The 9,344-nt window shown below is 34.9% G+C and carries 9 protein-coding genes; 7 read left to right on the forward strand and 2 right to left on the reverse strand.

Translation table 11 applies throughout. The features are described from left to right. Window positions 1-557, forward strand: a 557-nt coding sequence (locus FJ213_12085; protein ID MBM4176892.1) for a DUF1460 domain-containing protein, incomplete at its 5' end; no start/stop codon positions are given. 165 nt (window positions 558-722) lie between these two features. Further along, on the forward strand, window positions 723-1,190 hold the full coding sequence (locus FJ213_12090) for a hypothetical protein (protein ID MBM4176893.1): 468 nt from the start codon (window positions 723-725) through the stop codon (window positions 1,188-1,190). 302 nt (window positions 1,191-1,492) lie between these two features. Here the strand turns inward: FJ213_12090 and FJ213_12095 are convergent, their stop codons facing one another. After that, window positions 1,493-2,347 carry a deoxyribonuclease IV gene (locus FJ213_12095; protein MBM4176894.1) on the reverse strand — a complete coding sequence of 285 codons (855 nt, stop codon included), beginning with the start codon at window positions 2,345-2,347 and terminating at the stop codon, window positions 1,493-1,495. A gap of 25 nt (window positions 2,348-2,372) precedes the next feature. Between FJ213_12095 and FJ213_12100 the strand changes: the two genes are divergently transcribed. Then, window positions 2,373-3,557 carry an anhydro-N-acetylmuramic acid kinase gene (locus FJ213_12100; GenBank protein MBM4176895.1) on the forward strand — a complete coding sequence of 395 codons (1,185 nt, stop codon included), beginning with the start codon at window positions 2,373-2,375 and terminating at the stop codon, window positions 3,555-3,557. After that, window positions 3,554-4,438, forward strand: a complete 885-nt coding sequence (locus FJ213_12105) for a sugar nucleotide-binding protein (protein MBM4176896.1) — start codon at window positions 3,554-3,556, stop codon at window positions 4,436-4,438. The genes FJ213_12100 and FJ213_12105 overlap by 4 nt, the downstream gene beginning before the upstream one ends. A 28-nt stretch (window positions 4,439-4,466) precedes the next feature. Here FJ213_12105 and gatB read toward each other — a convergent pair whose 3' ends face one another. Beyond that, window positions 4,467-5,912 (reverse strand): Asp-tRNA(Asn)/Glu-tRNA(Gln) amidotransferase subunit GatB, encoded by a 1,446-nt coding sequence (gene gatB / locus FJ213_12110; protein ID MBM4176897.1) that lies wholly within the window; start codon window positions 5,910-5,912, stop codon window positions 4,467-4,469. 395 nt (window positions 5,913-6,307) lie between these two features. Between gatB and FJ213_12115 the strand changes: the two genes are divergently transcribed. From FJ213_12115 to FJ213_12125, 3 genes are all read left to right on the forward strand, one after another. Continuing rightward, window positions 6,308-7,456 (forward strand): helix-turn-helix domain-containing protein, encoded by a 1,149-nt coding sequence (locus FJ213_12115; GenBank protein ID MBM4176898.1) that lies wholly within the window; start codon window positions 6,308-6,310, stop codon window positions 7,454-7,456. Between the two features lie 262 nt (window positions 7,457-7,718). Further along, the gene (locus FJ213_12120) at window positions 7,719-8,975 is read left to right on the forward strand and encodes a T9SS type A sorting domain-containing protein (GenBank protein ID MBM4176899.1); all 1,257 of its coding nucleotides are present in this window, start codon (window positions 7,719-7,721) and stop codon (window positions 8,973-8,975) included. Between the two features lie 215 nt (window positions 8,976-9,190). Further along, window positions 9,191-9,344 (forward strand): bacillithiol biosynthesis deacetylase BshB1 (locus FJ213_12125; GenBank protein MBM4176900.1); only part of this gene is annotated, 154 nt, incomplete at its 3' end.

The raw sequence follows: 9,344 nt of genomic DNA on the forward strand, positions 1-9,344 counted from the left end.
TCAAACGAGGTGATTCAAGTTTCGAAAGCTATATCAAAGAGCTTGAGTATATTCGGTATCGAGATGGTATTAAAGATGACTACTTGAGCCGCTTGCATTACTTCAGCGAGTGGATAGAGAACAATGAAGAAAAAGGGATTTTGAGAAATGTTAGCCGTGAGCTTGGCGGAAATAAATTTTTAACACAATCAATTTCTTTCATGTCAAGCAATCCCAAACTTTATACTAAACTGAAGTCAAAAGAAGATATTGCAAGATTAAAACAGATCGAAAGTCAATTGAATTCCCGTGAGGTGTTTTATATAGATAAAAATCAGCTTGCATCGAAAAATATGATAAACAAAATCGAGGATGGCGATATAATTGCTTTAGTAGCTGCGGACTCAAGTCTCGATGTTACACATACCACAATTGCAATTAAACAGAATGATAATGTTTATCTTCTCCACGCACCGAAACCGGGAACAAAAGTCCAAATTACTGAAAAGCACCTCATAAATTACATCCGTGATAATAAATCTGTAAAAGGGATTATGGTTGTGAGATTAATTGAGTAAGATACCTTTTCAGTGATATATTCTTATAGCAACTATCTAATTTCTCACAACCATTTCTTATTTCTAATACATTAATATTTTTAGATTGAATTTGTAATCATAAAGCTAATTGACATTTTATTTTTTATATCTTACACTGAACAGAGATTAAAAAGTAAAAAGCCAATGTTCAAGAAATTCTTATTTATTTTTTTGATTTTCAGTTATTCAGCTGATATTGAGGCGAAGACTTCCCACCAGAGTCAGACGGGAGAACAGAGCAGGGGTGAAAGAATTACGAATGAACAAATTTATCACGAACTCAAAATATTTGAGGCAAGAACTGAGGAAAGATTCAAAGCTATTGATGAAAGATTCAAAGCAATTGACTTACGATTTGAGATGCTTGATAAACGAATCGATAACTTATATACATTCATGTGGATTTTAGCAGGGATTTTTACTGCAATGTTTATTTCCTTCACAGGATTACTTTTCTGGGATAGAAGGACTATCATTGATACGGCAGTTAAAAAGACAGTTGAAAAAATAGAATCAGAGGGACCAACTAAAAACATTATCGATGCACTTCGAGAATTAGCAAAAGAAGACAAAAAAGTCGTCGCTATATTGAAGAATTTTAATTTATTGTAGTCCTTCTGCTAAAATTTCATTTGGGAGAATCTATCAATTAGAATATTTTAAAAAGATTCAAAAGAATTGATGTATGAGTCTGCCCTAAAAAGGTCATCTGTTAGCTAACGGATATAAATTCGTCTCACATTTTAGAAGAAATTCGAAACATATTACATTTAAGATACTTTTTAGATCGACTCATATTTAAATATTATTCCCACAGAATATTTTTTGTAAAACTTGTTTACTAAAACAACCAACTTTCACAATCGTTAAACTTGCGGTGCTGTGTTCAGCACTCCGCAATTGAAATCAATCAATCAATTTTTCACTAGTTTTCTCAACACTCTCATATTCCTCACATCTTCAAGCATTTCCGGACCTTTAGGCGTCTCAAGAATTTTTGGAATTTTCTCAAATCGTTTGTCATTCATTAGAAGTCTGAAACCATTCAATCCAATAAATCCTTTCCCTATATGTTCATGTCTATCTAAACGTGAGCCAAGCTCTTTCTTAGAATCATTTACGTGAAATGCTTTTAAATATTTCAGCCCAATGATTTTTCGAAATTCCGAAAAAGTTTTTTCATATGATTCCTCTGTTCGAATATCATATCCACCTGCAAAAATGTGGCATGTGTCAATGCACACAGCGAGTCTTTTTTTATTTTCAACTTTATCGATAATTTCACGAAGTTGTTCAAACCTGTAGCCGATGTTTGTCCCTTGCCCAGCGGTAGTTTCTATCATCGATTTGACTTTGAAATTTGGCGTTTTTTCGTGGACTATATTTAATGATTCGGCAATTATTTTTATTCCATCTTTTTCACCTTGTCCGAGGTGTGCACCAGGATGAAAATTTAAGCAGGAAATCCCCAATAATTCACATCTTTTTAACTCATCAATGAAAGAGATTCGGGATTTCTGCAGTAATTCCTGATCCTTTGCACATAGATTAATTAAATAAGAATCGTGAGCAATAACTGGGGCTATTTTTGATAATTTGAGTTTATTTTTATAATTTCGAACCGCTTCTTCAGTTAGAGGAGCGGCTTTCCATTGGTTGTTGTTCTTGGTGAATATTTGGATTGTATTGCATTTGATCTTCACTGCTCGGTCGATTGCAGTATCAACTCCACCGGCAATTGATGTGTGTGCACCTAAAAGAATTTTCATATTGGATCGTTGGTTATAAAATTTTATGCGGAAATTAAATAAATTATCGAAGAAACGAAAAAAGCTTGTTATCGGTTTGATGTCCGGCACTTCTTTGGATGGAGTTGATGCGAGTCTTGTTGAGATTAAAAATTTCGGAGTTAAAACTAAATTCAAAGAGCTTTACTTCAATTCATATCCTTATCCCCAAAAACTGAGAGATGTAATTCTTGAAAACTCTCTACCCGGAAAAGGGACAGTCAATCAAATTTGTGAACTGAACATACTTCTCGGAAAGATGTATGCAAAAGCTGTGGAGAACATCTGCCGCGAGTACGGAATCAGTGTTTCGGACATTGACCTTATTGGTTCGCACGGACAAACGATACATCATCTTCCAAAATCAAAACGAATGTTTGGAAATGATATCAGAGCGACACTTCAAATAGGCGATCCGACGGTCATTGCTAAATTAACTGGCATAGTTACTGTCGGTGATTTCAGAACCGGTGACATGGCTCTTGATGGACAAGGGGCGCCGCTAGTTCCCTACTTTGATTACATCAGTTTCAGATCTAACCGAACGAACAGAGCTTTACTTAATATCGGCGGAATTGCAAACATCACGCTTCTAAAGAAAAAATGTAAGTTGGATGATGTGATAGCTTTTGATACCGGTCCTGGAAATATGATGATCGACTATCTCATGAAGAAACTTTTCAACAGGAAATTTGATAAAGACGGTTCAACTGCATCCAGGGGAGAGGTGAATAAAAAATTATTTGAAAAGTTAATTCGATTGGACAAATTTCTTGATGCTGAACCTCCGAAATCGACAGGGAGAGAATATTACAATCAGGACTTCATTGATAAAGCAATTAATGGATTTTCGGATTTTAAGAAAGTCGATATCGTAAGAACATTTTCAGAGTTCACTTCTTATGCTGTATTTTACAACTACCAAAAATTTTTACGTCCAGAATGTGAAATTGCTGAGCTGCTAGTTTCCGGCGGTGGAGCAAAGAATAAATATTTTGTGACAAGTCTTCAAAATTATTTTGGTAACAGAGTAAGGGTGAAAACTATCGACGGTAAAATCATGTCATCCGATTCCAAGGAAGCAATTTGCTTTGCTATTCTTGCAAACGAAAATATCTCCGAAAATCCAGCAAACATTCCAAGAGTCACGGGTGCATCTACTCCGACAGTGCTTGGTAAAATTTGTTTATGAAAAAAGTTTTGATTACAGGTGCATCAGGTTATTTGGGGATGCATCTCTGCCGGCAGCTCAGCGGATTGAATATTAAGAGCGTTGGATTATTCAAAACTGAAAAACCGGACATCAAAAATATCGAGAATGTTCAATTCGATATCGCTGATTATTCCGAGCTTAAACAACTTTTTGAAAAGTATAAGTTCGATCTGGTCTATCATTTGGCTGCAGTTACTCCGGTCAGCAGTATTGAAACTTCGGAGAGCTACATTCGGAAAATCAATGTCGAAGCGACTGAGAATATTTGCAATCTAGCAAATCAGCATCATTCATTTCTTGTTTTCACTTCATCAGATTTAGTTTATGCTGAAGGGGACGATTTGAAAGAAGATTCTCCACTTAATCCGCTGACTATTTATTCACGAACAAAAATTGAAGCCGAGGAAATCATAAGAAAGCTCTCGCATCAATTCGTTATTTTAAGGACTGCTTTGATGTTTGGATTTACCATCTCAGCTCGTCGATCGTTTTTTGATACATCTTATGAAATGCTCAAGCGGGGAGAAAGGGTAAAAGCATTTTCGGATCAATATCGGAGTACTCTTTTTGTAGAAGATGCTGCAAGGTTTTTAACACGGCTTCCATCAATTACTACGAGCAACGAGATCATAAACTTTTGTGGTTTTGAAAAACTATCGCGTTACGAAATGGTAAAACAGCTGGCTGAAGTTTTTGAATTTGATTCTAATTTAGTTTTGCCTTCCAGCTGTGAGGAATTTACCGATTATCCAATGGTGAAAAATATTGGACTGAGTTTTGAAAAGATGAAAAAGCTTGGTTTCATACCGAAGAATTATTTAGAAAATCTTCGGTTAATGAAAAAAAGAATGGAACACTGATTTAACGGATTAGACTAATTATCACGGATTAACTTTTAAGTTTCTCAAGTCCTTGTTTGAGTATCTTGTTAACAATATCCGGATTTGCTTTCCCCTTTGTCCGTTTCATGACTTCGCCTACAAAAAATCCGAATACTTTTTCTTTTCCGCTCAAGTACTGCTGAACTTGCGATTGGTTAGCGGCTAACACATCATCGATAATTTTCTCGATGGAGGAAATATCGGAAACCTGCATCCAATTTTTCTCTTCAACAATAATTGAAGGGCTTCTTGGATTAGTAAGAATTTCAGTGAACACATCTTTTGCAATTTTATTACTGATGGTACCCGCATTGACTAGATGAATCAGCTCACTTAACCATTCGGGTTTTACTGGTAATTGACGAATACTTATCTTTTTTTCATTAATAACTTTAAGGACTTCTGTCATAATCCAGTTGCTCACCGACTTGAAATCATTGGTAAGTTTAGCAGATTCTTCAAAATAATCGGCGAGTTCTTTTTCTGATGTCAATATTTCAGCATCGTATTTTGGCAATCCATACTGTGATTGGAATCTTTGCATGCGAATGTCTGGCAGCTCCGGAAGACGGTTTTTGATTTCATCTTTCCATTCCTCGCTTACGGCAATAATGGGAAGGTCCGGTTCGGGAAAATATCTGTAATCGTGACTCTCTTCTTTGCTTCGCATCGGCTCGATCGTTTGCTTTTCCGCATTCCACAATAAAGTCTGCTGTATGACTTTTTTCCCAGATTCAAGAATGTCTTTCTGCCTTTCAATCTCGTAAGTCAGTGCTTTCTCAACATTCTTTATCGAGTTCATATTTTTTACTTCGGTTTTTACGCCGAGCGAAGTCGAACCTTTTGGGCGGATAGAGATGTTCGCATCGCAGCGGAGACTTCCTTCTTCCATATTGCCGTCGCAAATTCCGAGATAGCGGACAATTTGACGGATTTGTGAAATATACGAAGCTGCTTCTTTGGGTGATCTCAAATCGGGCTCACTAACTATTTCAATCAAAGGCACTCCGCACCGATTTACATCGATTAACGTTGAATCGCTTTGATCGTGAATAGATTTACCAGCATCTTCTTCAAGGTGAATTCTGGTGATTCCAATTTTTCTTGTTGCATTTCCATCTGAATCTATCAATAAGAATCCATCATAACAGATCGGATGCTCGAACTGCGAGATTTGGTATCCTTTAGGTAAATCGGGATAGAAATAATTCTTTCTTGCGAACATTGATCTTTCGGAAATCTTGCAGTTCGCTGCTAACCCCATTTTAATTGCAAACTCGACAGCTTTCTTATTCAAGACGGGCAAAACTCCTGGATGACCGAGGCAAACTGGACAAACATTTGTATTCGGTTCAGCACCGAATCTTGTTGAACAACCGCAAAATAATTTTGATTCGGTCGAAAGCTGTGCGTGTATCTCTAAACCAATAACTGCTTCGTAACTCTGATTCATGGGCAAATATAATAAAGAATTGATAATTCAGTAAGCGGTAGTATGAATGTAAGAAGAAGTTTGATCTTGATAAGAACATCCTTTCGCTGAAGAAAGAAATGTAATAACGAGTTATAGTCAATGAATTCCATTCTTTCCATTATTCTTATTCCCTATTTAATAACTAAGGATCATTTAAAATATAAGTTAATTAATAATCTGCAACAATTGGCATTGGGGAATTAATTTTACCTCATGCTGATCTACTATCTTTAGGCTCGGACAATAACTTTACTTTAGCGGCACAAATATTAATGGAAAGACCAGCAGGTAACCGGAATTATTTATTTACAACCTTCCTGGGAATCTGATTTCTAAAATATTATCTTGCAGTATATTTAAACACTATTCTGAAAATGATTGAATTAGCTTTTAATGTATTCACTATTTTAAATCTCTCAATTCTATCGACAATCCTATATTTCCAAAAATCAAACAGCATAACCAATAAAATTTTAGCTGTGATTATTTTTATTCCGGCTATTAATTTTATTAACAATGTATTCATCCTACAAGGATGGATTTATGAATTTCCCCATACACTATTCTTTTCATTCGCTACCGCACAACTCTACGCACCCGCTGTATACATTTATGTTAATTTATTTATTGGAAAAAATTATAAGAGGGCAAATCCACTTTACGCTCTGACTTTATTTATAATAATTTTAGATTTATTCTTCTGGTGGGATTTTTTGCAGTTACCAAACTCTGAGAAAGTTGTCTATTTAGAAGGGCTTACTACAAATAATTATCCTTGGCAGATGAATGCTATAAATGGATTGTTTGTAATTGCTGAGTTCGCATACTTTCTTGCCGCCATTATGAACGTTAATCGCTATTCTAAAATTGCTAAAGAGTATTATTCAGATGAGGATCATATTAAATTACGTTATATATGGAAATTTATTCTCTTGATATTCTCTTTAAATGCTGCACTGACATTAATTTATATTTTATTACCAACTCCGAATGTTGAATATGTCTTTATTCCACTCTTTATAAACTTTATCTACCTATACATACTATTTAATGCTTTTCGTCATGCCGCTATTTTTTCATTTGATGAATTTAATATGTTCGTTACAACAATTCAGCCGATAGCACTTGTTAAAGAAAATATTCCCAATAAAGAAAAATTATTGAAATCAAACTATCATATTAATCAAGAACTTGGGGATCATCTTTGCGAGAAAATTCAAAATTATTTCATCGAAAAAAAACCTTATCTCGATTCAAATTTTCATATTGACAATCTTGCACATGACTTGAAAGTCGGCAAGCATCATTTATCGTATGTAATTAATTCTCGCTTTAAAAAAAGCTTCTTTGAGTTAATTAACTCTTATCGTATTGAAGAAGCGAAAATTAAGCTAAAAGAAATTTCAAGATCACATTCTGTCGATTCAATAGGATATGAAGTTGGATTTAATACAAAATCTGCCTTTTATAGAGCATTTAAAAAATTCACCAATCAAACACCAGCACAATACGCAAAAAATTAAAAATTAATTGATCCCCGCCTAAGAATTATATCCTACTTTATGAAGTAGGATTACATCTCTTTATATACCCAATAAATTTGCATTAAAATAATATTGTGTGTAATAATGATTTTAATCTACTTAACGGTTTCAGGTTTAATATCATATCTGCTTTTTCTAATTATTAGAAAATTAGGACAGGATGGATATCGAAAAAATACAAGGAAAAAGTTCGAAAAATAAATTATAAACAAAATTTATTAATAATAATAAAGGAGTACTTATGAAACAGTTTAAACTATTTTTTTGTCTTCAGATCTTAATTAGCTTGGCAGCAGCCATACCAATTGTGTTTTGTCAAACACCCTATTGGAAACAAATAAACCTGCCCAATACGAATTATGTTTATACCATTGCAATTAACTCTTCAGGCAATTTATTCGCTGGATCAAGTTTTAGCGGCGTTTTTCGCTCCACAAATGATGGAACTTCATGGACTATGCTAAGTGCTGTTGGTGGGGGAGTAGTTAAACGAATTGCAATTAATTCGAGTGGACATTTATTTGCTGGTGTCGAGGGTTATGGTATGTATCGTTCGACAAATAATGGAAGTAGCTGGAGTCCGATTAATATTGGCTTAACCGATACATATGTAAATAGCATAATGATCAAGCCAAACAACGATATTCTGGTCGGAATGGCAACAGGTGGTCTATACAGTTCAACGAATAATGGGGATAATTGGATAAAAGTTAATACTACTACAACCATCAGTTACATCAATGTAATTCGAATAAATTCAAGCGGCATTTTATTCATAGGTAGTGGAAATGGTGGAGTGTATCGCTCTACTGATAATGGAATTAGCTGGACACAGATAGTGCCGGGAACATTTTATGCATCTGTTGCCTCTCTCATCATTAATGCAAGTGGAGAATTATTCGTAGGAACTATGAACGGCGGGGGTGTTTTTCGTTCAACAAATAATGGTGATAATTGGACGCAAATAAACAGCGGCATTACAGATTTGAGAGTCCAAGCTCTTGCTGTCAATAGAAATGGATATCTATTTGCTGGAACGTTTAATGCAGGAGTATTTAGATCGACAAATAATGGAAATAACTGGACCCAATTAAATTCAGGTTTGAAGAGCAATCAAGTTTGGGATTTTACTTTTAATGATGCAGGTTATATTTATGCGACTACGAGCAGTGGTGGAGTTCATAAGAGCAATGAAACAACGACAGGTGTGGAGACAATTGATAGTGATATCCCAATTTCTTTTGTATTACACCAAAACTACCCCAATCCATTTAATCCAATAACGACAATCCGCTTTTCTATTCCAATTGCGAGTCTTATTTCTCTCAAAATTTATGATATGCTAGGCAGAGAAATCGAAACCTTGATCAATGAAGAATATTCTCCAGGCACATTTGAGACTAAATGGGAGGGAACGAAATATCAGAGTGGAGTATACTTCTGCAAGCTACTGACGAAAAACTTTTCACAAACAATAAAATTATTATTAACGAAATAAAAAAATCCGGGTTACCCATTTGAAAAATATTCTTTTATTTTTCTTCGAAGGAACTCCGAAGGAGTATGTGACTTTCGGTTGAGTTCATGAATTTTCCATCGATTTCTATTCCAATATCATGGATCATTAATTATTTGAAACTGATTAATTGCTTAAATTCAGAACATAATTATGGATTCTGAGTCCTTCATTTAATAACTTTATATAAGTATAGTATGAAAACTGAAAAACTTGATGTAATCGCATTCGGTGCGCATCCGGATGATGTTGAACTCTCTATGGGGGGAACAATCATTTCACTCGTCGAACGCGGGCTGACAGTTGGAGTCGTTGATCTTTCGCAAGGTGAATTGGGGACAAGGGGAAGCA

The organism is Ignavibacteria bacterium, from assembly GCA_016873845.1.
In the GTDB taxonomy this organism is placed as follows: domain Bacteria; phylum Bacteroidota; class Ignavibacteria; order Ch128b; family Ch128b; genus JAHJVF01.

Bases quoted from the DNA above. Each gene is read 5' to 3' on its own strand.
- FJ213_12090 (MBM4176893.1), top strand. From the start codon at position 723: ATGTTCAAGAAATTCTTATTTATTTTTTTGATTTTCAGTTATTCAGCT.
- FJ213_12095 (MBM4176894.1), bottom strand. From the start codon at position 2,347: ATGAAAATTCTTTTAGGTGCACACACATCAATTGCCGGTGGAGTTGAT.
- FJ213_12100 (MBM4176895.1), top strand. From the start codon at position 2,373: ATGCGGAAATTAAATAAATTATCGAAGAAACGAAAAAAGCTTGTTATC.
- FJ213_12105 (MBM4176896.1), top strand. From the start codon at position 3,554: ATGAAAAAAGTTTTGATTACAGGTGCATCAGGTTATTTGGGGATGCAT.
- gatB (MBM4176897.1), bottom strand. From the start codon at position 5,912: ATGAATCAGAGTTACGAAGCAGTTATTGGTTTAGAGATACACGCACAG.
- FJ213_12115 (MBM4176898.1), top strand. From the start codon at position 6,308: ATGATTGAATTAGCTTTTAATGTATTCACTATTTTAAATCTCTCAATT.
- FJ213_12120 (MBM4176899.1), top strand. From the start codon at position 7,719: ATGAAACAGTTTAAACTATTTTTTTGTCTTCAGATCTTAATTAGCTTG.